The following is a 22,190-nucleotide window of genomic DNA, read 5'->3' on the forward strand; positions in this document are numbered from 1 at the left end:
ACGAGATCGCGGTTGACGATCACGCGCACCGGGAAGCCCTGGCGGATGGTGAGCGTCGGTTGGATGTTGAGCTGACGGCGGACGAGTTGCTGTCCGGTGTTGTTGATCGAGTCCTGCGATCCGCGACGCAGCGCGCGCACGAGATCGCTTTCGTCCTGATTGGAGCCAAGTTCGGCACCCACGCTAAGCAACGTAGAGAGCGTCGCCGCCTTGAGCAGATCCCACCAGTGATGGTCGACCTCATCCTCGAGACCGGAGAAGCCGCGCGCGTCGGCACCTTGCTGGCGCTCGAGCACGATCGACTTGCCGTCGGGCAGCATGATGCGATTCCAGACGAGCAGAACGCGCTTCTGTCCGAACGACACCTGACTGTCGTACTGGCCGATCAGCCTCGATCCCTGCGGAATAAGCAGGAGTTTTCCGCTAGGCGTGTCATAGACGTGCTCGGTCACCTGTGCGGTAACCTGGCCGGGCAGGTCGGACCGAATGCCGGTGAGAAGCGCCGCCGGAATCACCGTGCCGGCCTGGACGACATAACGAGATGTCGGATTAGCAAGGCGATCTTGGCTCACCGTACGGCGATCGACCGGACCGCTGACGAAGGCGAGCTTGCGATCCTGCATGTTCTGTACCGCATTCGGGTCGAGCGGCGACGCTTCTGCGGGTACGCCGAGCGCGGTGCCTGGCATTGCGCTCCCTGTTGTCGGCGCAACAGGCGCTGATACACGAATAGCCGTTGCGGCGAAGAGCTTGCTGAGGCGCGCGGCCTCGATCTCCTGCAGGCGGCGTTGCTCTTCCGGCGTCATGCCGGGCTGTGGCAAGGGTCCACCCGCAGGGATTGACTGGCCCTGGTTCTGCGCGCTCAGGATCGGCCGGCCGAGGTCTCCCGGTAAGGGCGGTCCGAGTTTCGGGATTCCGGTATAGTCGCGCGGCAAGTTCGTCAGACCGTCCGCGGTTAGACGATTCTCGGTCGAATAAAGCTCTTTGGCTGTTTGGCCGGCATTTCGGGTCTGGAGCGCGTAGATCAGTGCGCCTGCTATTGCGAGACCCGATACGCCACTGAGGCCGACCAGTACCTTGCGCGACAACCGGGTAACCCGTGGGCGCTCGGGACGCAGACGCAAATCCGGCGTGACTTCTTGCGCACTCTGCGGAGCTTTCGTCATGACCGGCGCCTCCCGTCGGTACGGACGATACGGACGCGGCGCTCGCTGTTCTTGTCGCCGAGCCGCAGCTCTGCGGCGCCGAACAGCCGGTCGACGATGTAGTAGTTCTGGCGGGCACGGTAGTTGACGAGCTCGGTGTCGCCGCCCGGCCCTATAATAAAGAGCGGCGGCATTTCGCCTTGGCGGATGCCTGATGGGAACTCGATATAGACCTTGATGCCGTCATCGAAGGCGCGCAGCGGCCGCCAGGCCGGCGTGTCGCCCTCGATCTGATAGCGGAAGTTGAGAGACGAGATGTCGACGCCGGTTGCGACCGGCTGCGCTGCGAGCGCCGCCGCGTTCTGCCGCCGCAGGGCGATGAGCTGGTCGTGCGGATACTGCCAAGACACCGATGCCATGTAAGTCTTGTCTGTCGAGTTTAGCTCGAGGAGATATGTCCGGCGATCGGTGTTGATGACGAGGTTTGTTTGCAGGTCCGGGCGCGTCGGCTTCACCAGGATATGGACCTGCTTCGCTTCACCCGTTCCGCTCTCGGTGTCGCCGATGATCCAGCGTACCGTGTCGCCCGCCGCAACCGGACCGGAGCCGACGAGTTGCTCACCCGGCTGCAGGGCGACGTCCGTTACCTGCCCCGGTGCGGCATAAACTTGATAGAGCGCACCAGGCGAGAACGGATAGACTTGCACTGCATTGATGAAGCCATTGCGCACTGGCTGAACGCGCGCAGCCTTGTTGGCCTGGGTGATGCGGTCCTTCGGATCTTTCGGCTCCGGTGGGGCCTTGTCACCTCCGACAAGCTTCAGTTGGCCGGGTAGTGGCAGTGGCTTTGGGACCTCAACGACTTGCACAGGCGCTGGCGGCTCCGCAGCCTGGGCGGCCGGTACAAAGTCGTCATAGGTAATGTCGGGGGGAAGCAGCTTCTGCGCGCAGCCCCCAAGCGCCGTTGTGCCGATCACAAGAAGCGATGGGAGAAGTCCGGGCTTCAAGAATGTCAGCGCTTTCATTGCGCGAGCTCCTTCGACCAGTGGATTGCATTGACGTAAATGCCAAGCGGGTTCTGCTTGAGCCGGTCGGCATCGCGCGGTTGCTGCAGGGCGATGGTCAAAATCGCGGTCCAGCGCTCGATGAGGGCGAGTTGTCCGTTCTCGTAAGACCGTTCGAACCAGGCGACGCGGAACGAATCCGGCGAGGCACGGATGACACTGGAGACCTCGACTACGATCTGGCGCTTGCCCACCTTGGTGAACGGATCGTTCGCGCGCGCATAGTCGTTGAGCGCTGCTGCACCCAGATCGGTCGTGAACTCGTAGGCGCGCAGCCAGTTCTGGCGGACGATCACGGCATCGACCGGGATCGCACGAACCTGCTCGATGAAGCGCGCGAGGTGCCAGGCGATCTGCGGGTCGGCCGGTTTGTAGTCGGCGATGGCAGGACCAATGGCCTGCGCTTCACCGAGCTTGTCGATCTGCACCACCCACGGCACCACCGAGCCGCGCGCCGACTGCCAGACCAGACCGAAGGCAAGGCCGGCCGACAGGAAGAGCGACCCGAACGCCATCAAGCGCCAATTTCTCGCCTGCACGCGCGCGGAGCCGATGCGCTCATCCCAGACCTGGGCGGCCCGCTGATACGGCGTCTCGGGTTCGGGCGTGGCGCCATAGCGCACCGATGGCCTGCGGAAGACATTCATCAGCGTTCATCCTGTCGGAGGGAGATCGAAGTGCCGCCGCCGTGGCTGTCGCCGGACCTGACGGCGTGAGCGGCGGTAGTCGCGCCATGGCTCATCGTCTGGCGGCGTTTCATGCGTTGCGCCCAGGCCGGAGGCGAAGATGAAGACGGAGCCAATTCGCCGTTGGATGCTCCGCCGATCGTGCCCATCGTCGACGAGCCGCCGGTCGCCGCAACGGCGCTGCGCGCTCCGCCGCGATAGCTCTCCGCCATTGAGCCGGCTGCGCGGCTCGCCGCCTGGCTCACGGGGTGCGCCACTCGTGCCGCACCGGCACGCGTCGCGCCGGACAAGCCCGATGCGACGCCGGCCGCACCCTTCTGTCCCGCGGAAGCGAGGCTGTAAGAGGTCGTGGCACCTCCAGCGAGCGCAGCGCCACCCCGCGCAGCCGCGGCGGTCGCACCGATCGCGGCCCCTGCTCCCCTCGCAGCGATGCTGGCTGCGGCACCGCCCGCTACGATGGCGCCTCCTGCCGCGACCGCGGTCCCGACCGCTGATCCCGCGCCAAGCTGCGGGCCGCCTGAGATCAGACCGTTAGCGATGCCCGGTCCGAAGATGCCGAGTCCGAGCAGCGAGAGCGCGGCAAGCACGATCGCCATCGCGTCCTCGATGGTCGGCTGGTTGCCGCCGAAGCCCGCGGTGAACTCGGAGAACAAGGTCGAGCCGATGCCGATGACGACGGCGAGCACCAGGACCTTCACGCCGGAGGAGACGACGTTACCGAGTACGCGTTCGGCTAAGAAAGCCGTCTGTCCGAACAGCCCGAAGGGAATAAGAATAAAGCCGGCGAGCGTCGTCAGCTTGAACTCGATCAGCGTGACAAAGAGCTGGATCGCTAGGATGAAGAAAGCGAGCAGCACCATAGCCCAGGCGAATAGCAGCACCACGATCTGGACGAAGTTTTCGAAGAAGGCGATGTAGCCCATCAGGCCGGAGATCGCTTCCAGGAGCGGGCGTCCGGCATCAAGGCCGACCTGCGCCACGCGGCCGGGTCGCATGAGATCGGTCGCAGTGAAGCCAGTGCCGGTCGCCTTGAGACCGAGGCCGGCGAAGCTCTCGAATACGATGCGCGCGAGCGCGTTCCAGTTGCTGATGATGAAGGCGAAGACGCCGACGAACAGCGTCTTCTTGACGAGACGTGCGATGATGTCCTCATCCGCGCCCCAAGACCAGAACAGGGCCGCCAGCGTGATGTCGATCACGATCAGTGTGGTGGCGATGAACGCCACCTCGCCGCCGAGCAACCCGAACCCGGAATCGATGTAACGGGTGAAGACCCCAAGAAAACGGTCGATGACGCCGGTGCCACCCATCAGCGCGCCTCATCGGATGGAATGGGAGTGCCGGACGTCGGAATCCGGTCTTGCGTCTTCGACGGCGTGTCGGTCGTCCGTGCAACTGGAGCGGTCGGCGCGAAAAAGCGACGGCGGTTCTCCGCCCAGACGCGGCGGCAGGTGTCATCGGCCGCCAGTTGTTCAGGGGTTATCTCACGACAACGTGCAAGTTCCACGAAAAGCGGATCGTTCGGTGCTGCCGGCGCAGCCACAGAGCGGCTCTCCTCGCGAGTGCGACTTGCTTCACCAATGGCGATGATGGCGATGGCGAGGACGACGGCAATCGCTGCGAAACGCAGGAGCGAGCGGACCGTGTTCGCACGATCGCTTTCGGCCCCGCGCTTGAACTGCAACCAGGCTTGAATCATCGGAACATCCGGACGGTCGTCGGCCGGTAGCCCGCCCCGGGCGTGAGGAACCGGCGGAGTTGCTCACGGGCTTGCTCCTGTGCGGCCGCGCGCTGGGCGGCTTCGAGGTTCTGCGCACGCCCTTGTGCCGCTACGGCCGCTGTGAGATCGGCGATCTGCTGGATCTGCAAGGCGATGAGCTGATTGCCTGCCTGCATCGCTTGCAGCGCGCCGGTCGCACCCTGGCTCGCAGTCACGAGGGAAGACGTCTCCACGCGATTGGTGTCGAGATTGGCAACAACACCGGCCTGAACCTTCATGGCGTCCTGAAGGGCTGCAATGGAGTTGCGCCAGCGCTCGCGCGCACCGTCGATCAGGGCCTGGTCGGCGGCTGTTGTGGATGCCGCGCCGTAGGTGGAGGAGAAGGCGTGATCGATCTGGCCAACGTCGTAGGTGATGCGCTGCGCTTGCCCGAGGAGTTGCTGCGTGCGCTGGATCGATTGCTGGATCTGGTTGAGCGAGGACTGCGGCAGGCCCGCGAGATTGCGGGCCTGGTTGACCAGCATCTGCGCCTGATTTTGCAAGCCGCTGATCTGGTTGTTGATCTGCTCCAGCGCCCGCGCCGCCTGGAGGACGTTCTGGACATAGTTGCTTGGATCGTAGACGACGAGCTGAGCCGACCCCGGTGCGGTCCACAACGCAGTGAGGACGGCTGCCTCAGCAAACGCGGCGCGGATATACGAATGCTTCGTGCTCATGGTGCTTCCAGGTTGGTCAGGTCGGGGATAAGGTCGGCGGCCCAGAGGAGATCGCGCTCGGCGAGCCAACCATGAATGAAGCCATGCTCGCTATGCTCTGCGAAAACGCGATCGATCAGCGCATGATCGGTTTTGGACGAGGACGCGCAAAAGGCGAGCGCGATCGGGCCAAGACCCAGCTCGAACAGACGATTTCCGCGACGAGATTGGCAATAATAGTCACGCTTGGGTGTGGCGCGGGCGATGATCTCGATCTGTCTGTCGTTCAAGCCGAAGCGGCGGTAGATCGCCGCGATCTGTGGCTCGATCGCCCGCTCGTTCGGAAGAAATATCCGTGTCGGGCAGCTTTCGACGATGGCGGGCGCAATCGGATTCCCATCGATGTCGGAGAGCGACTGGGTGGCGAAGACAACCGAGGCATTTTTCTTGCGCAAGGTCTTGAGCCATTCGCGCAACTGCGCCGCGAAGCCAACATCATCGAGCGCAAGCCAGCCTTCGTCGATGATCAGCAGTGTTGGCCGGCCATCGAGTCGGCCTTCAATGCGATGGAACAGATAGGCCAGCACGGCGCCAGCGGCGCCGGTGCCAATCAGGCCCTCGGTTTCGAATGCCTGGACAGACGCCTCACCGAGGCGCTCGCTCTCCGCATCGAGTAGCCGGCCATAGGCACCCCCGATGCAGTAAGGTCGCAACGCCTGCTTGAGCTTCGCGGATTGCAACAGTACCGCAAGGCCTGTCAGCGTCCGCTCGCCGATTGGGGCGCTGGCGAGCGAGGTGAGTGCGGCCCAGAGATGCTCCTTCAGCTCGGGCGTCAGCGCGATCTGCTCGCGCGTCAAAATGTCGACGATCCAGTCGGCGGCCCATGCCCGTTCCGGCGTATCATGGATGCTGGCGAGCGGCTGCAGCGAAACGGAAGCCTCGGCGTCATCCGACAGGCTACCACCCAAGTCGTGCCAGTCTCCGCGCATCGCAAGCGCGGCGGCTCGGATCGATCCCCCGAAATCGAAAGCGAACACCTGTGAGTCCGGATAGCGCCGGAACTGCAGCGCCATCAGCGCGAGCAGCACGGACTTGCCGGCGCCGGTCGGACCCACAACCAATGTATGTCCAACGTCGCCGACATGGAGGGAGAAGCGAAACGGAGTAGATCCTTCAGTCCGGCCGAAGAACAGCGGCGGCTCGGCAAAGTGCTCGTCCCGTTCCGGGCCGGCCCAGACGGCCGAAAGCGGGATCATGTGCGCGAGGTTCAGTGTCGAGACCGGCGGTTGGCGCACATTGGCGTAGACATGACCCGGTAGAGAACCGAGCCAGGCCTCGATCCCGTTCAGCCCTTCCGCGATGCAGGTGAAGTCGCGTCCCTGGATGATCTTCTCGACCAGCCGCAACTTCTCGGCCGCGCCGTTCCGGTCCTCATCCCACACCGTCACCGTTGCGGTGACATAGGCCTGGCCGACGTCATCCGCGCCTAATTCCTGCAATGCCATATCGGCATCGGCAGCCTTGTTGGCGGCGTCGCTATCAATCAGAATCGACGCCTCGTTGGTCATCACCTCCTTGAGGATCGCCGCGATGCTCTTGCGCTTGGCGAACCACTGGCGCCGAATCTTCGTCAGCAGCCGGACGGCTTCGGTCTTGTCGAGCAGGATCGCGCGTGTTGACCACCGATATCCGAATGCAAGCCGGTTGAGTTCGTCGAGGATTCCGGGATGCGTCGCCGTTGGGAATCCGATGACCGTGAGCGTGCGCAGATGGGCATCGCCCAGCCGCGGCTCGAGACCCCCGACCAGGGGCTGATCCGTCAACAACGCGTCGAGGTGCATCGGCGTCTCAGAGACGCGGACGCGCTGGTGCTTAGTCGAGACCGTCGAATGCAGATAGGTCAGCGTCTCGGAATCGTCGAGCCAATCGACCTCGGGAACGAATCCCTCGAAGAGCTGCAGCAAGCGACCTGTGCGGTCGATGAACCCGCGGAGCAACTCATCGGCATCGACGCCGGTTTGTTCGCGGCCTTCATAGAGCCAGCCCTCCGCGCGCGAGGCGTCCTCCGCAGGCGGCATCCAGAGCAATGTGAGGTAATAGCGGCTCTCGAAGTGAACGCCGGCTTCTTCGAACTGCTCGCGACGCTCGAGATCGACCAGTGCGGACGCGGCTTCCGGAAACATGCTGTCCGGATAAGCGGTCGCCGGATTGCGCTGCGCCTCGACGAAGATTGCCCAGCCTGAACCCAATCGCCGAAGCACGCTGTTGAGCCGCGCGGTCGTGCCGACCAGTTCGGCCGGTGTCGCGCTGTCGAGGTCCGGACCTCGGAACCGAGCCGTGCGCTGAAACGATCCGTCCTTGTTGAGCACGATGCCCGGCGCGACCAGAGCGGCCCAGGGCAGGTAGTCAGCGAGGCGGGCGATGCGGTTGCGATACTCGGCGAGGTTCATCATCGTGCGAACCTCACGACCGAAAATACGCAGGGTAGCGCAGATGTCGGCGCACCACGTCGACGAATTGCGTGTCGCGCCGTGTGGCCCAGACTGCCGCGAAGTGGCCAGCTGCCCAGAGCATGATGCCGATGAGCCACAGCCGCAGGCCGAGGCTGACGGCGGCCGCGAGCGTGCCGTTGGCGATGGCGACCGCGCGCGGCGCCCCACCGAGCAGGATCGGATCGGTCAGCGCGCGATGGACTGGCGCATGGAAGCCGACGATGGGTTCGCCCGCGTATGTCACAACAACGCTCCGCCGCCAAAGCTGAAGAAGCTGAGGAAGAACGAGCTGGCGGCAAACGCGATCGACAGTCCGAATACGATCTGAACAAGACGGCGAAAGCCTCCTGAGGTATCGCCGAAAGCCAGCGTCAGGCCGGTGACGATGATGATGATCACCGCGATGATCTTGGCGACCGGACCTTCGATGGATTCGAGGATGCGTTGAAGCGGCGCTTCCCAGGGCATCGATGAGCCGGCTGCGCTGGCAGGTGACACCGACAGAGAGGCGATGGTGACGATGGCGATGAACAATACGACCTGCCTGCGCAGGCCGCGTGACAGCGCGGTCATGAATGGTCTCCGTTGCTTGAAAGATCGCCGCCCGCTTCGGACGGACGGACGACGTAGTCGCCGCTCGTGGGATCGAGCCCGGCGACGAGTGAGAGTTCAGCCAGGCGCCGCTGCGCGCCGCGGCCGGCGAGCACGGCGATGATGTCGATGGTTTCCGCGATCAGGGCGCGCGGCACGGTCACCACGGCTTCCTGGATGAGCTGCTCAAGCCGGCGCAGCGCACCGAGCGCGGTACCGGCATGGATCGTCCCGATGCCGCCGGGATGGCCGGTGCCCCAGGCTTTCAGAAGGTCGAGGGCTTCGGCGCCGCGCACCTCGCCGATCGGAATGCGATCCGGCCTCAAGCGCAACGACGACCGCACCAGGTCGGATAGTGTAGCAACTCCGTCCTTGGTTCGTAGCGCGACGAGATTACGGGCTTGGCACTGCAGCTCCCGGGTATCCTCGATTAGGACGACGCGATCGTCCGACTTGGCGACTTCCGCGAGCAACGCATTGGTCAAAGTGGTCTTGCCGGTCGAGGTGCCGCCAGCGACCATGATGTTGCGACGCTCCGCGACGGCCTCCCGCAGGAGCCCCGCTTGCGCCGTCGTCATGATGCCAGCCGTCGCATAGTCGTCGAGCGTGAACACGGCGACAGCGGGCTTGCGGATCGAAAACGTCGCGGCCGACACGACAGGCGGCAGCAGCCCCTCGAATCTCTCGCCCGTTCCGGGCAGTTCCGCCGAGACGCGCGGAGCGCGATGATGGACCTCGACGCCGACGTGATGTGCGACCAACCGGATGATGCGCTCGCCGTCAGCAGGCGAAATATTTGCGCCCGTGTCGAACAATCCCTCCAAGAGACGGTCAATCCACAGGCGACCGTCAGGATTTAGCATCACTTCAACGACGCTCGGCTCTTCGAGGAAGCCAGCGATGTCCGCGCCAAGCGCGGTACGCAACATCCGAGCGCCGCGTGTTAATGCCTCAGTTGAATGTCCTTCCGATCCCATTGCGCCCCCACATCTCGCCGACAAACAGCGGCACAGGGGCCAAATAGAAGAGGCAATAAGCTAACTCGTGCAACAACTGTCAGACGGTCATCGTAGCGGGGCGAAAAAATACAGGCCAAATATGATTCTTCTGGTCAAATGTCAGTGCCATTGTAAGTCGGCGGCACAGCCGGATGGGCCTTCAACAATGACAGAAATCGCTTTAAAGTCGGATTTTCATTGTTGCGTCGCCAGTAGGCCGCGTATCCAAGTCGGCTCGGCCCATTGCCATCGCGGACTTCGCGATATACGACATCGGCAAGCATGTTGCCGCTCGATGACTCGCAAATCAAGGATACGCCCCGCTTGCGGTTGACTAGGCTAAGGAGATGATCGTGCTTTATATTAACGCGTTTGACGTTCGGGCGAGCGCCCGGAGAGGTCAGCTTGCTGAGCAGAATGTCCTCTATCTCCGATCCGGGATCGTGCATGCTCATAAGGAAACGTTCGTCCTTCAGTTCGGTCCAATAGACGAAGTTGCGTTCGGCGAGAGGGTGTGCTTTGGGGAGGGCGACCATAATTCGCTCCGACCACAAGCTCATACTTGCGTAGTCGTGATGGACAGGTTCGCCCAGAACTATTGCAACGTCGATGACGCCACGATCAAGAAGCGGGATCAGCTTTGACCGAGCGGCTTCCATGGCGTTGACGTCAACCTTTGCGTATTGCTCAGTGAAGGCGCATAAAGTGTCGGCGAGCGCTCCGCTCGACAGCGAGGTATAGAATCCGAGAGCCAAACGGCCCGCGTTCCCGACTTTCGCAGCTTTAGCGCGGCTCTCCATACTGTCCAGTTCAGCGAGAACACGTTTGGCACCGGTCACAAAGCTTTCGCCTTCAGTGGTTAGAAACGCACCGCCAGTCGAGCGCTCGAACAGCATCACGCCGAGGCGATCCTCAAGCTCGCGAATCCGCTTGCTCAACGTCGGCTGCGCAACACTGAGCACGCCAGCTGCGCGCCGAAAACTGCGATGCTCCGCTGCGGCAACGACATAGCGCAGATGCGGTACGTCCACGCACATTTTCGGTGTTCCTCCATTCCATCGCAACAGCGCCGCGATCCGCAACCTTACCGAGCGTTCAAGGCGACCAGCCGCATCGACTTAGCGGCCGTGTCTTAGCGCTGCTATGTTCTCCTTGATAGGCGTTTCGCTGAGCCTGCTAGCTGACCCTTGCTCGGTATGTGTCATCTGGCGGACAGGCGGTAACATTGAGATTCCTCGAAGGAGTAGCCAATTGGGCGGCGCGGAAATCCTGCGAAGTCATGCCCGTTTGCTTGCGGAAGAAGCGGGCGAAGTGCGAAGGGTCCCCGAAGCCCAGCTCATATGCAATTTCGTTAATAGCGCCGCGTGCAACTCGCAGCCGTGCGCGATGTTTTAGTGATTTCCCGGCGGAGGGCATCATGTTCCCAAAAGCTGCGGTAACCAGGTCGCGATCGGTGGGAAAAGCAGAATGCCGAACAGCACGGCGAGCGCGATTACGACATAGGGCAGGGCGGCGAGATAAATTTGATTCATGGTAATATGCCGTGGCGCTACCCCTCTCATCGTGAACAATAGCAAGCCGAATGGCGGATGCAGCAGGCCGAGTTGCATGCAAATCAAGAACATCACACCGAACCAAACGGGGTCAATGTTCAACCTTGTCACCAGGGGCATAAAAAATGGCAGGGTAATCAGCATCATCGAGACCTGATCGACAAAACAGCCTAGGAAGATCAAGATTGCGATCATGCCGAGCAGGACTGTTAACGTGCTAAGATCGTGCCCTGTGATTAGGCCGTTGATGCCGTTAACCACGCCGGAGAAGCTCAATACTTGCGAAAACACCGTGGCGCCAAGAATGATAAACAAGATCACTCCCGAGACTGCGACGGTGCCGAGCAGTGCCTTCATCAGATTCTGCCAAGTAAGGCTGCGATAGAGGATCGCGGCGACGATGGTGCAGGCGGCACCGAGTGCGGCCGCTTCGGTCGGGGCTGCCCAGCCCGCGGTCATAGCACGCACCACGACGCCGAAGATCGAGAGCAGTGGCAGCACGTAAATAATGAACGGCCGCCAGCGTTCCCAGAACGACGGCGCTTCTTCTAGTTTCTCGACCGGCGCCAAGGCCGGATTGAAGTAGCAACGAAGAATAATGTAGGCGAGAAACATCGCGCTCATGATTAGGCCTGGCACTATGCCGCCGATTAGGAGGCCCGAGATCGAGATGCCGGCGAGGCTTCCAAGCAGCACGGTCAGCGCCGACGGCGGAATTAGCATGTCGACGCCCCCGATCCCGATGATCGGACCCATCGCCATTTTCGGCTCGTAGCCCCGGGCAAGCATGGTCGGAAGTAGCAACGTACCCAGGAGCGCGGTCGTTGCGATCGTGGAGCCCGAGATTGCCGAGAATACGGTGCCGGCGACGATTGCAATCACTGACAGCCTACCCGGCACCCTCCGGATCAGAAGCGCGAAGGCATCGATCGCCTTCATCGCGACGCCGGATTGGAACAGCACTTCGCCCATCAGCACGAAGAACGGGATCGGCGTGAGCGCGAATGCGGTCACCGACTGCACGGCGTTGCGGTTCACCTGGATCAGTCCTGAGTCGCCGCCGATGAATATGGAAGCGCCAATGATGTTGATCGTCAGAAACGCAAAGGCGACCGGCAGGCCGAGCACCATCAGCACAACTAGGCCGCCGAACAGCAGAATACTGGCTTCACCCCACGCCATTGCTTGTTAGGCGACCGAAGTCGCGTCCTCTCGTGGAACGCGCTTCTGCAGCAGCCGTTGGAAGCGGAAGATGAATTCGATCGACAGAAGAAAGAACGTGAGAGGCAACGGCGCAAACATCCACCACTCCGGAACGATCAGGTTTTTGATAGTGAGCGATCCCATTTGAAGCGCGTCAAATGTCATCAGTGTGCCGTAACGGATCATGATAAGGCAGACTATAAAGCCTGCGATATCGCCGATCGCCTCCATAATCCATGCGACACCCTTCGGCAGCGCGGTAAGGAGAATATCGAGCCGCACATGCTGGCCGCGACGCAGCAACCATGGCGCAGTGAGCAAAGTGATCAGATAAAGCGCATATTCGGACATCTCGTTAGCCCAAAGAATGCCTCTGACAAACAAGTTGCGGAGCAAGATGTCGCCCGCGACAATCAGGACCATAGCGAGCAGCAGTAACGCTGCTGAGTTAGCAAGTATCTCTAAGAACTTGCCATAAGAATAGGAGAGGTAATTCATATAGACATTCTCTGGTGCTGCTGTGCGCCTATGGTTTTTCTGACCTACGAACAAGAAGTGCGAGAAGTGATGGTAAAGCCGCGAGTAACTGATTACGGTTGAAGCATCTACTCTTTCTCGGAGAGCGCTTGCAATTGGGGGCCAGTCTCGGGCGCACGCTTAACTATGGACTTCCAAGCCGATTCCTTGGCCAGAGTGAGAAACGTCTTTTCGTTTTCGGAGCTAAGCGTAAGCGGTTCGATGCCGGCGTTTGTCTGCTGCTCGCGCTCTCTTCTAATGTCCGCCACTTTGTCGAAGTCCAATGCTTCCAACCAGTGTGCGGCCTCATTTAGTATTCTGCGCTGCGTATCGCTCAATTCCTTCCAAGCGTCGAGATTCACCAGCACGTTGGCATCGGCGCTATAGAAACCTGGTTCAAGGCGGTACTTTGTGACTTTCTGGACGCCAAGGTCAAAAATTCCTGTAATGGGCCAACCAAAGCCATCGACGACGCCACGTTCTAGGGCCGTATAAATATCGTTCGGTGAGGTAGTTATTGGAACCCCGCCCATCGATTCTACGATATCTCGATAAATTGGCGTAACTCGGATCTTGAGTCCTTGTAAGTTCAGGCCGTGAATCTTTTTATTGAGGTAGAGATGGTACTTCACATTGTGGAACTGTCGCGCGAGGTACCAGCTGTTTAGGCGCTGATTGTGAAGATGATTTAAATAGTCCCACGTACCATTCGAGCGCTGAACTGACATGGGCAAAGAAAGCAACTTAATCGAATCGGCCTCTGGCATTATATTTGCGTAGTATGCCCCCGTGGAATTCGCGATGTCGACGACTCGCGATCGCACTGCGTTCCCAATTTCGAAGGTCGGGATTGCACGCGGGCCACCTATGTATCGTATTTGAATTTCTCCCTTTCCGTCTGCATTTACCTTATCAATAAAGCGTTCGAAGTTGCGAGAAAACTCAGTACCTTCTGTCCAGGCGGATACTGCACGCAGTACCACTTCACGAGCTTCCGCGAAGGAGGCATGTGACAGAGAAGCCAGCAGCGCTATTGGCGCGAAACTCAGCCGCATACATTCCTCCCAGTAGTCATTTCCACTCGCCGAGCCGAATGGTGTTTCTAATTGAATCAATAGCGCCGTAGCCGGTTCACTTTGTCAAATATGAATATTGTTGAACGTCATCGCCCTAAGTTATGGTAAGATGAAAAACAAGGATCAAGAGCGGCGCTTAGAGTTGCGTAATGAAAGCTTCGCGTTCGCAGCGGCTTGTTTGAGTTCCTCAATTAAATCGATCGCTATTGGGGAAAATGCATTACGATGTAGATGCTTAATCCCAAGCAGTCGTGGCGAACCTGCTTCTTTCAGCGGAATGCAAACAAAGCCGGCGCAATTCGTTCGACTCATCAGCGTCTGTGACATGATCGAGATGCGATCGGTCCGCAACAGCAACTCTTCAAACATCGCACTTGAGCTGGTATTTATGCTATATTGAGGAATTCGTAGACCTGCCACCAGAAACATTGCTTCGATTTGGCGTCTAAGGGCCGTGCCCTTATCAGGTAAGATCCATTGTTCGTGGATAAGATCTCTAAGTGAAAGTGACTTCGAAGTTGCTAAGGGATGGTTCGGCCGAACCACCAATGCGAACGGGTCCGGTTGAAGGGGAATCTCTCCGATCGAGTTTGGAACAAAGTCGACGCCAATTGGGCCTACTGACAGTTCAATTTTTGCTTCCAGCAGCAACCCGAGCAGCATGTCGTCAGCGCCCTCAATTATATTTATCTCAAGGTGTGGCACTTTGTTCGTCAATGAACTAGCCGCCTCCGGCACAAGCATTGCGGCTGCAATCGGGGTCACGCCGATAGCGATCGACCCGGTACCGCCGGCGGACTGAACTCGTACTTCGTCGATCATTGCGTTGATCGTCGAGTTCACGGCGCTTGCGTACCGCGAAACGGTGATGCCGAAATGGTTCAATCTTGAGCCTTGACGACTTCTTTCAAGCAGGCGAACGCCTAACGCTCGTTCAAGATTTGCGACACTATTTGACAGAGCCGGCTGCGAAATACCGAGCGTCTCAGCTGCTCGGCTGATGGAGCCAGTCTGCGCAATCGCAAGGACCTGAATCACCAGCTTGGGATCAAGCAACGTGTGTCCTCACCTTGAAGCTGTGGTTCACATGCGCCCCTACGGCGACATCAAGATCGAAGATTAAACTGCGAGCGTGCCTGAGTCTCCCGCTCTAGAGAAGGCCGGCCTCTCTGGCGTGCAAAAGCATATCGATTCTTCTGACCACGTAAATGGCATCTTAAATTGCCGATTTGGAAGCCAATCAGGGGCAAGTGCTAAAAAGCCGCGCGTGCCGCCAAAGCCATCGCGAAGCAAATGTGCAGCTATTCAGCCGCAGTCGAAAGGTGGGAAGTTGCCTTCGATAACTTTATCGGCTGAGTAAAGGCATCTCTAAACCATGCACCCTCGATGCTGCGATCAACCCTTGAATCGAGCAACAAAACCCCCGGACTTCCGCGATCTATCCAATCCTTCAGCCGAGTGAGGTCAGCGGTGCACCGAACGGTGACAGCTTCTGCCCCGTATGCTTTCGCTATTGTTGCGAAGTCGTAGGTCGGGAACGTGACGATATCCGTCTCTAAGCCTCTATGTTTGAAGTAGTGAAGCTCGGCACTATATGCGCTGTCGTTGTATACGATAATGCACATTCGTTGCCTTGAACTGATGGCGCTTGCGAAGTCGCTCATCGACATCATAAGCCCACCGTCGCCAATCGCCAGCACAACAAGTCGATCGGGCCGCGCTACGCTAACTCCGATTGCGCACCCTAGTGCCAAGCCGACGGATTGAAATGCAGTAGGCATGCACCATCCTTCTGCATCCGGAGGAGATAAATAAAGCGGAGGCCAACCCATAAAATGGCCAGCATCTGTTACAATCGTTCTCTCCGTGGGCAGGATGTTGTTGATTGCGTAAGTCAACAAACGCGGATCTAGGCATTCAGGTCCATCGGAAGCGCTTTTTGGAGCAACATGTTTCCCATATTGAGATATAGTTGCCCTAGTTGCATTGTCTTTGCGCCACTTGGATCGAGTACGGATGCCGCGCCGCCTTAATACTTGGTGAAGTGCACGGGCCGTTAATTCGGCGTCACCCAGCACGGGAATGTCAATCAAACGGTGAGCACCAAGCCGAGAAAGGGTATTGTCAATTTGCGCCAACGTGGCGTGCGGATTAATTAGGCGTCCCTGTCGCGTAGTCCAATGTGTAAAGCTTACGCCGAATCCCAAGATGAGGTCACATTGGGGCAATAACTCCAAGCCTGCGGGTGACGCAAAACCTCCGGAAATCCCCACCGACCAGTCGTCTCCCGCAAACAGGCCATGAGCTGCCAGACTGGTGGCGAGCAACGCTTCCAGGTCCTGCGCAAGAGACAACAGTGAGGTGCGCGCCCGAATAGCCCCGCGGCCAGCAAGTATGAGCGGATATTGCGAACGCTCGACCGCGTCAGCAAGTATTTCAAGGACGTCAGGGTCGGGAACGGTACGAATAGGAAGAAAGGTGTCGGACTTAATGTCCCGAACTAGCGACTTGAAATCGACGTGAGTTGTATGAGGAGCGTTTTGAACATCTTCTGGCAGACTCAGAACTACGGTTTCGCCGCCTCGAACCACCCGTTTCAACGCTCGGCACAGGTCGCGAACGGCGGAATCCGGAGAGTATACTCGTTCGGCTACCGCGCCAACTGACTCTATCATTTTAGCCTGTTCAAAACAAAAATTACTTCTGACGTCGCCGGCCGCTACATCGCCCGCCAGAACGAGCAGCGGTACACCCCCCTTTGCTGCTTCTGCGATCGCCGTTAGAGCATTTGTAAGCCCCGGACCGGAATGTACGCTTGCTGCGATCAATTCCTGCGTAGTCCGGGCGTGGCCGTAAGCCATCATTACCGCATTAGATTCGTGCATAGCCGGTACATATTCAGTGCCAAATGTTGTTAGAGCATGGCTGATCACAAAATTTCCGGATCCTGCAACCCCATAGCAATAGCTAAGTCCAGTGGCCGCCATAAGTTCGGCGAGCGTTATTGCCGTGGATGGATAGGCATTCATGAAAAATGACCTTCGACGGGGGTGGATCGCTCAATGTGTGCGCAATTACTTAGTGTTCTGAGAACCCTGTCAAATAGCGATAATGGCGAATGCCATTAATCTGAGTTATATGCGCCTAGCAAGAATAGCTCCGATGCGAAGCCGGCCGATTTAGTCCGCAGACTCAATATTGCCGGGGATGACAGCCGCGTACTGAGACCGGCGACGCTGTTCGCGCCAAGGCTGTCACAGAGCCGATGCGTTTCGAAACTGTGCGGTCGCGTCTGTGTACAGCAAGGCGGTGATGCACAAAGCAGAACTACACAAGTGATTTCTTACTCATGATCTCCTCACGCAGCTTGAGCCGGCTCAACTTTCCGACAGGGGAACGAGGGAGTTTGTCTCGGATCTCTAATTGCTTCGGCATTTCAATCGGAGAGAGAAGCGGACTCAAGAAGTCCTGTAGTTGTTCGAGCGATAGAGTGTACCCCTCACGAAGCGTAACGAAAGCCTTTACCGTCTCCCCCCGATAAGCGTCAGGGACGCCCAAAACAATCGCTTCGGAAATTGCGGGGTGCTGAAAAATAGCTTCTTCAACACGAATCGGATAGACGTTGAAGCCGCTGCAAATGATAATGTCTTTGAGCCGGTCTACGACATAAATCAGACGATTTGGACTAATATAAGCGAGATCCCCGGTTTTTAGAAAGCCGTCGACAAAAGCGTCTCGGTTGAGGTCGGGACGGTCCCAGTAACCAAGCGTAACCTGGGGGCCACGGACGCACAGTTCGCCAATTTCACCGAAAGGCAAGATTTTTGAATGATCCGAGGGGGAGCGAATTTGAATTTCGCAACCAGGAACAGCTTCGCCACATGATGCAGCCGGAATGCTGCGATTTGGATAGGGCATCGTCGCGGGTGGTGAAGTCTCCGTTAGCCCATAAGCATGCAGGAGAGGCTTTCCTATAACTTCTTCAAATCTGTTCTTAGCGGCTTCGGGGAGCGCCGCTCCGCCGCTGACTGCGCATTTGAGAGCTGGCCACTTAAGTTGCAGCTTCTCGGACGCCTCAATAAGAGCAAAGAACATTGTTGGCACTCCCAACATGTATGTTACCTCGTTGGAAATGCACAATCGCGCTGTCTCCGCAGCTTCAAAGCGATCGATCACGATAATCGTTGCCGCCCACGCAATTGCGGGTCCCAACACTCCGTTCATGCCAGAAATATGGGAGAACGGTGCAGCCGCCAAAAGCGTATCCGTCCCGAGGCCAATCATCGGCAAGATGATCTGAAATTGTCGTATCGCCGCGCTGAAATTGCCATGTGTGAGCATGACTCCTTTTGGCTGTCCCGTAGTGCCGCCGGAATATTGAATAACTGCCAAGTCAGTCAGCGGATCGCAACTGACGGAAGATGGCTCAGCGTGAAACGCCAAAAGTTCACTAAGGTCCACAGTGGTACTGCTATCGCCATCAACTTTTGGAAGCTGCCCAGCAAAGAGCCGTGTCGTGTCAGGGTTTGCAAGCAAAACCTTCTTTATCGAGGCTTGTTTCGCGACGTTCTCGATTTTCGCCCTGAGCAAGTTCTCATCTAAAGTAACAATCAGGCTCAACCCTGCGTCTCTTGCTTGCCCGAGCAATGCTGGCTCCGCGTAAAAGGGACCCATCATCACAACCGTTGCGCCGGCTTTCATCGCAGCAAAATACAGTATGACTGCGATCGGATGGTTCGGCATGCAAATGCCGATCCGGTCACCGCGTGCTATTCCTAGTCGCTGCAAGCCGGCGGCGGCACGCAAAACGAGCGTGTTCAATTCACTATAAGTAATCCGATCGTTTTTGAAGACTAGCGCGGTGCGTGTCGGAAATTGCTGCGCCGAGCGTCGCAAGAAGTGGTAGAGGTGCTCCGGACGGTAGTCGGACAATGGATCACCAACGACGGTGAACGGCATTGGTGCATTCAAAGCATCGTCAGAATGTTTCATGATGTTCACTTTCGCTGATGGAATTCGCTTGCACGATTTTTCACAGTTATGACCTCTCTCTGCGACTGAGTGCCCTCAGCTTAGAACGCAGCGATCCAACAACCCCTTCAGGCATCAGGAAAATGCAACCAATCAGCGTGACTCCGAAGATCGCCGATGGGGCAGCCTTGGATACATGGTCCGCCACAATCGGGATGAACTGGATAAAAAGAGCTCCGAAAAGTGCACCCCCTAATGTGGTAAGCCCTCCTACAACCGCGCCGACCAGAAATGTGATTGAGAGAATAAATGGAAAGCTGTCCGGCGATACAAACTGCGCCGCGAGTGTGCTAAGCGACCCCGCTATCCCAGCGTATAGGGCGCTTACGCCGAAAGTCATTGTCTTATAAAAGGGGACATTAATGCCCATGCATGTCGCGGCTATAGGGTTTTCGCGGATCGCTGTGATCGCTCTACCACTGCGGCCCCTCACAATATTCCAAGCAGCGCAAAACATTAGCGCGGCGATCGCGAGCGAAAGAAAGTAAAGCCATTGATCTGGATTTATCGAAAGGAAGGCGGGTGCGGTAACGGTACCTATTGAGAGACCTTGGAAGCCGCCGGTCCAAGAAACCAGCGAGGTATGTTTAAGCAGGTGTGGCAGGGCTACCGCTAAAGCGAATGTTGCGAGAGCAAGATGGAGTCCTTCTAGTCGCAAGGCCGGAATTCCAAAAAGGAAGCCGGCAATCATGCAAACAAATGCGGCCACCGGAATAGCCACCCAATAAGGTGATCCGGCGTGTACAACTAAAATGGCAGTGATGTAGGCCCCTAGACCGTAAAACGCGCCATGACCCAGCGATATTTGCCCATTGTAACCGGTGAGGAGGTTCAAGCCCAGTAAGGCAATCAAATAAGTCAATACTGTCGTCGCCTGTAGGACATAATAGTTTGGCGCCAATAGCGGAATCGCGACCGCTATGACGGCAATAGCAACGAGAATTCCCGCAAACTTAATCCGGCTGTTTTGAAGTTCGTGGTTCATACTCGCTCGACCCGAGCTTGCCCGAATAGACCTTTGGGACGCACCAACAGCACGACGACTATCAATACTAAAGCGACGATAAACTTTAACTCCGTTCCAACGACGTAGGCACCGACGAGATTCTCTAAAATTCCTACTATGACGCCTCCCGGGATTGCACCAGCGGGGTTGTCGATGCCACCCAGCAGTGCGGCCGCGAAGCCATAGAGCAACAAACCCGACATCATATTTGGGTCAATAAAGACGATCGGCGCCGCCATCATTCCTGCTAGCGCTCCGATCGTCGCAGCTAATCCCCATCCGATCGAAACCAAATTATCAACTGGAATACCCAAAAGCCGCCCAGAATTTGGATTCTGCGCAGCCGCACGCATCGCAAGGCCAAGTTTCGAGAATCGAAAAAAGGAATATACGAGCAGCAGTATTGCCGTTGTAATCACAGCAAGACCGACTTCGTGTGATGAGACATAAGTTAGCTGCCACCCATGCGGGAATGGGCTAGCAAACGTCTGCATTTCGTATCCAAAGAGCCAGCCGGCCGAGCTGTTGATAATGAACAGCAGGCCGACAAAAACGATAATGCTTGAAATGATTGGCGCTTTATCCAGCGGCCGTAGAATTGCTCGATGCAGGAGAAATCCAAAAGCAAACGAAAATACTAACGCCGATGCGAAAGCTATCCAGTAAGGCCAACCAGCCTCCACCAAAAACCATGCCACATAGCAAGAAAACATTGCCATTTCGCCTTGAGCGAAATTTATCTGCCCACTCGCTTGGTAAATCATGACCAGTGCCAGTGCGAGGCAAGCATAAATCAGCCCGATAGCTGCACCCGAAATTACCTGATGAGCAAACGCCGCCATTCTGTCAGTATCCCAAATATGACCTTCTAATAGCGTCGTCGTTTATGAAGCGCGACGCGGGCCCCTCCATCACGATACGGCCGGTCTCCAGCAAATAGCAGTAGTCGGAAAATCGTAGCGCAATCTTCGCGTTCTGCTCGACGAGGAGAATGCTCACGGCTTCGTTGGCCCGCACTTCCGATAGGATTTGAAATATTTCTTCAACCACCAACGGCGCGAGGCCAAACGACGGTTCGTCCAAGAGGAGCAACTTCGGCTTTGACAAGAGACCGCGCGCGATAGCCAGCATCTGCTGTTCGCCGCCAGATAACGTTCCGGCTGCCTGCCGCTCTCTTTCTTTCAGTCGTGGAAAGAGATCGTAGACCCTTTGTATATCAGCGCGAATGAGCGATTTGTTTGAGCGGCAATAAGTTGCCAAATCCAAATTGTCTTTGACGGTAAGATGCAAGAAAGTGCCGCGATCCTCTGGGACATGGGCAATTCCCATCCGCGCTATCGATTCAGTGGACTTGCCTTGAATTGATGTACCGAGAAAGGTTACTTCGCCTCGCGTTCGTACCATCAAATTCGATATTGCTCTCAGTGTCGTGGTCTTTCCCGCTCCATTTGCGCCCAGCAACAGGACGACTTTACCATCGCCGACAGCCAGATCTATGTCGTGTAGAACGTGCAGATGACCGTAAGCCGCTGAAAGACCGCGCGCTTCAAGTACCGCGGTCATTGCGATGATCCTAAATAGGCGCGAATAACATCGGGATGCTCTTGTACAGCTCCCGGAACACCATCAGCAATCTTTCGCCCAAACTCTAATGCGATGACTTGATCAGAGACACGCATTACCAAATTCAAATGATGCTCGACGAGAAGAATGGTTATACGAAATCGCTCACGTAGCCCGATGATCAGTGTTCGCAATGCCTCAACATCTTCGTGATTTAAGCCTGCCGCTGGCTCGTCAAGCAAAAGCAATTTGGGCTGTGAGACCAAAGCACGAGCAAGTTCAACCCGCTTGCGGACTCCAAATGGCAAGTCGCCGACAATTGCGTTACGTACCGTACGAAGGGAAAGGAATTCAATCAATTCGTCTACCGCGCGCGCACTTTCCCTCTCCTCATCACGAACCGAAGGCAGTCTTAGGATGTCGCCCAGCATGCTGGCACGAAGTCTACAGTGTCGGCCCGTAAGAACATTGCTCCAAACAGATAAGCTGTCGAACAGAGCCAGGTTCTGAAATGTCCGACCAATACCAAGGCGAGCTATTCGAGAGGCTTGCTCGCGCAGCAGGGAGCTACCTTCAAAAATGATATCGCCCGAAGACGGGTTATAGAGACGACTAATGCAGTTGAACAAGGTAGTTTTTCCAGCGCCGTTTGGTCCAATGAGCCCACAGATAATCCCAGGCTCCACGCAAAACGAAACATCGGCCAAGGCAGCGATGCCTCCAAAATTGACCTTAAGTTTCTTGACCGCAAGTAGCGGCGCAGAGGCAGATATCTCCGAAGCAATGTTCTGCATGGGTTCGAATTTCGTTCGCTGGCAAGCGTAGCCCCGAAGCCGCTCATAAGGAGCGAG

22 protein-coding genes are annotated in these 22,190 nt (G+C 57.7%); all 22 read right to left on the reverse strand.

Going from position 1 to position 22,190, the window contains the following annotated elements; all coding sequences use genetic code 11:
* Positions 1-1,166, reverse strand: a 1,166-nt coding sequence (locus AB7F49_RS16110; protein WP_428524060.1) for a TrbI/VirB10 family protein, incomplete at its 3' end; no start/stop codon positions are given.
* A complete protein-coding gene (gene trbG / locus AB7F49_RS16115; protein ID WP_428524062.1) occupies positions 1,163-2,170 on the reverse strand; it encodes a P-type conjugative transfer protein TrbG in 1,008 nt (335 codons plus the stop codon). The genes trbG and AB7F49_RS16110, both read right to left, overlap by 4 nt.
* Positions 2,167-2,856, reverse strand: coding sequence for a conjugal transfer protein TrbF (gene trbF, locus AB7F49_RS16120; protein WP_428524064.1), 690 nt, complete (start codon positions 2,854-2,856; stop codon positions 2,167-2,169). The genes trbG and trbF overlap by 4 nt, the downstream gene beginning before the upstream one ends.
* A complete protein-coding gene (gene trbL, locus AB7F49_RS16125) occupies positions 2,856-4,205 on the reverse strand; it encodes a P-type conjugative transfer protein TrbL (protein ID WP_428524066.1) in 1,350 nt (449 codons plus the stop codon). Before trbL ends, trbF begins: the two co-directional genes overlap by 1 nt.
* Positions 4,205-4,594: a putative entry exclusion protein TrbK-alt gene (gene trbK-alt, locus AB7F49_RS16130; protein WP_428524068.1), complete on the reverse strand. Its 390-nt coding sequence runs from the start codon at positions 4,592-4,594 to the stop codon at positions 4,205-4,207. The genes trbL and trbK-alt overlap by 1 nt, the downstream gene beginning before the upstream one ends.
* Positions 4,591-5,331: a P-type conjugative transfer protein TrbJ gene (gene trbJ / locus AB7F49_RS16135; RefSeq protein ID WP_428524070.1), complete on the reverse strand. Its 741-nt coding sequence runs from the start codon at positions 5,329-5,331 to the stop codon at positions 4,591-4,593. The genes trbK-alt and trbJ overlap by 4 nt, the downstream gene beginning before the upstream one ends.
* Complete coding sequence (trbE, locus tag AB7F49_RS16140) at positions 5,328-7,763, reverse strand: conjugal transfer protein TrbE (RefSeq protein WP_428524072.1); 2,436 nt, start codon at positions 7,761-7,763, stop codon at positions 5,328-5,330. Before trbE ends, trbJ begins: the two co-directional genes overlap by 4 nt.
* A gap of 10 nt (positions 7,764-7,773) precedes the next feature.
* Positions 7,774-8,046 (reverse strand): VirB3 family type IV secretion system protein, encoded by a 273-nt coding sequence (locus tag AB7F49_RS16145; protein ID WP_428524074.1) that lies wholly within the window; start codon positions 8,044-8,046, stop codon positions 7,774-7,776.
* A complete protein-coding gene (locus AB7F49_RS16150; RefSeq protein WP_428524076.1) occupies positions 8,043-8,375 on the reverse strand; it encodes a TrbC/VirB2 family protein in 333 nt (110 codons plus the stop codon). The genes AB7F49_RS16145 and AB7F49_RS16150 overlap by 4 nt, the downstream gene beginning before the upstream one ends.
* Entirely contained in the window at positions 8,372-9,370 is a 999-nt protein-coding gene (trbB, locus tag AB7F49_RS16155) for a P-type conjugative transfer ATPase TrbB (protein WP_428524078.1), read from the reverse strand. Before trbB ends, AB7F49_RS16150 begins: the two co-directional genes overlap by 4 nt.
* A gap of 134 nt (positions 9,371-9,504) precedes the next feature.
* Positions 9,505-10,428, reverse strand: coding sequence for a LysR family transcriptional regulator (locus tag AB7F49_RS16160; RefSeq protein WP_428524080.1), 924 nt, complete (start codon positions 10,426-10,428; stop codon positions 9,505-9,507).
* A 139-nt stretch (positions 10,429-10,567) separates the two neighbouring features.
* A complete protein-coding gene (locus AB7F49_RS16165) occupies positions 10,568-10,810 on the reverse strand; it encodes a helix-turn-helix domain-containing protein (RefSeq protein ID WP_428524082.1) in 243 nt (80 codons plus the stop codon).
* A complete protein-coding gene (locus tag AB7F49_RS16170; protein WP_428524084.1) occupies positions 10,807-12,126 on the reverse strand; it encodes a TRAP transporter large permease in 1,320 nt (439 codons plus the stop codon). Before AB7F49_RS16170 ends, AB7F49_RS16165 begins: the two co-directional genes overlap by 4 nt.
* A 6-nt stretch (positions 12,127-12,132) precedes the next feature.
* Positions 12,133-12,645 carry a TRAP transporter small permease gene (locus AB7F49_RS16175; protein ID WP_428524086.1) on the reverse strand — a complete coding sequence of 171 codons (513 nt, stop codon included), beginning with the start codon at positions 12,643-12,645 and terminating at the stop codon, positions 12,133-12,135.
* Positions 12,646-12,752: 107 nt separating this feature from the next.
* On the reverse strand, positions 12,753-13,718 hold the full coding sequence (dctP, locus tag AB7F49_RS16180; protein ID WP_428524087.1) for a TRAP transporter substrate-binding protein DctP: 966 nt from the start codon (positions 13,716-13,718) through the stop codon (positions 12,753-12,755).
* 144 nt (positions 13,719-13,862) lie between these two features.
* Entirely contained in the window at positions 13,863-14,795 is a 933-nt protein-coding gene (locus AB7F49_RS16185) for a LysR family transcriptional regulator (protein WP_428524089.1), read from the reverse strand.
* Between the two features lie 245 nt (positions 14,796-15,040).
* The gene (locus tag AB7F49_RS16190) at positions 15,041-16,768 is read right to left on the reverse strand and encodes a thiamine pyrophosphate-binding protein (RefSeq protein ID WP_428524090.1); all 1,728 of its coding nucleotides are present in this window, start codon (positions 16,766-16,768) and stop codon (positions 15,041-15,043) included.
* A 298-nt stretch (positions 16,769-17,066) separates the two neighbouring features.
* The gene (locus AB7F49_RS16195) at positions 17,067-18,731 is read right to left on the reverse strand and encodes an AMP-binding protein (protein ID WP_428524092.1); all 1,665 of its coding nucleotides are present in this window, start codon (positions 18,729-18,731) and stop codon (positions 17,067-17,069) included.
* 46 nt (positions 18,732-18,777) lie between these two features.
* Entirely contained in the window at positions 18,778-19,755 is a 978-nt protein-coding gene (locus AB7F49_RS16200; RefSeq protein WP_428524094.1) for a branched-chain amino acid ABC transporter permease, read from the reverse strand.
* Positions 19,752-20,618, reverse strand: a complete 867-nt coding sequence (locus tag AB7F49_RS16205; RefSeq protein ID WP_428524096.1) for a branched-chain amino acid ABC transporter permease — start codon at positions 20,616-20,618, stop codon at positions 19,752-19,754. The genes AB7F49_RS16200 and AB7F49_RS16205 overlap by 4 nt, the downstream gene beginning before the upstream one ends.
* 4 nt (positions 20,619-20,622) lie before the next feature.
* Positions 20,623-21,339, reverse strand: coding sequence for an ABC transporter ATP-binding protein (locus AB7F49_RS16210; protein WP_428524098.1), 717 nt, complete (start codon positions 21,337-21,339; stop codon positions 20,623-20,625).
* Positions 21,336-22,133 (reverse strand): ABC transporter ATP-binding protein, encoded by a 798-nt coding sequence (locus tag AB7F49_RS16215; RefSeq protein WP_428524100.1) that lies wholly within the window; start codon positions 22,131-22,133, stop codon positions 21,336-21,338. The genes AB7F49_RS16210 and AB7F49_RS16215 overlap by 4 nt, the downstream gene beginning before the upstream one ends.
* Positions 22,134-22,190 lie beyond the last annotated feature (57 nt).

Source organism: Pseudorhodoplanes sp. (assembly GCF_050250235.1).
In the GTDB taxonomy this organism is placed as follows: Bacteria; Pseudomonadota; Alphaproteobacteria; order Rhizobiales; family Xanthobacteraceae; genus Pseudorhodoplanes.

Bases quoted from the DNA above. Each gene is read 5' to 3' on its own strand.
- AB7F49_RS16150 (WP_428524076.1), bottom strand. From the start codon at position 8,375: ATGACCGCGCTGTCACGCGGCCTGCGCAGGCAGGTCGTATTGTTCATC.
- trbK-alt (WP_428524068.1), bottom strand. From the start codon at position 4,594: ATGATTCAAGCCTGGTTGCAGTTCAAGCGCGGGGCCGAAAGCGATCGT.
- AB7F49_RS16165 (WP_428524082.1), bottom strand. From the start codon at position 10,810: ATGATGCCCTCCGCCGGGAAATCACTAAAACATCGCGCACGGCTGCGA.
- trbE (WP_428524072.1), bottom strand. From the start codon at position 7,763: ATGATGAACCTCGCCGAGTATCGCAACCGCATCGCCCGCCTCGCTGAC.
- AB7F49_RS16200 (WP_428524094.1), bottom strand. From the start codon at position 19,755: ATGAACCACGAACTTCAAAACAGCCGGATTAAGTTTGCGGGAATTCTC.
- AB7F49_RS16210 (WP_428524098.1), bottom strand. From the start codon at position 21,339: ATGACCGCGGTACTTGAAGCGCGCGGTCTTTCAGCGGCTTACGGTCAT.
- AB7F49_RS16160 (WP_428524080.1), bottom strand. From the start codon at position 10,428: ATGTGCGTGGACGTACCGCATCTGCGCTATGTCGTTGCCGCAGCGGAG.
- AB7F49_RS16215 (WP_428524100.1), bottom strand. From the start codon at position 22,133: ATGCAGAACATTGCTTCGGAGATATCTGCCTCTGCGCCGCTACTTGCG.
- AB7F49_RS16195 (WP_428524092.1), bottom strand. From the start codon at position 18,731: ATGAAACATTCTGACGATGCTTTGAATGCACCAATGCCGTTCACCGTC.
- AB7F49_RS16190 (WP_428524090.1), bottom strand. From the start codon at position 16,768: ATGAATGCCTATCCATCCACGGCAATAACGCTCGCCGAACTTATGGCG.
- trbL (WP_428524066.1), bottom strand. From the start codon at position 4,205: ATGGGTGGCACCGGCGTCATCGACCGTTTTCTTGGGGTCTTCACCCGT.
- AB7F49_RS16175 (WP_428524086.1), bottom strand. From the start codon at position 12,645: ATGAATTACCTCTCCTATTCTTATGGCAAGTTCTTAGAGATACTTGCT.
- dctP (WP_428524087.1), bottom strand. From the start codon at position 13,718: ATGCGGCTGAGTTTCGCGCCAATAGCGCTGCTGGCTTCTCTGTCACAT.
- trbF (WP_428524064.1), bottom strand. From the start codon at position 2,856: ATGAATGTCTTCCGCAGGCCATCGGTGCGCTATGGCGCCACGCCCGAA.
- trbJ (WP_428524070.1), bottom strand. From the start codon at position 5,331: ATGAGCACGAAGCATTCGTATATCCGCGCCGCGTTTGCTGAGGCAGCC.
- trbB (WP_428524078.1), bottom strand. From the start codon at position 9,370: ATGGGATCGGAAGGACATTCAACTGAGGCATTAACACGCGGCGCTCGG.
- AB7F49_RS16170 (WP_428524084.1), bottom strand. From the start codon at position 12,126: ATGGCGTGGGGTGAAGCCAGTATTCTGCTGTTCGGCGGCCTAGTTGTG.
- trbG (WP_428524062.1), bottom strand. From the start codon at position 2,170: ATGAAAGCGCTGACATTCTTGAAGCCCGGACTTCTCCCATCGCTTCTT.
- AB7F49_RS16205 (WP_428524096.1), bottom strand. From the start codon at position 20,618: ATGGCGGCGTTTGCTCATCAGGTAATTTCGGGTGCAGCTATCGGGCTG.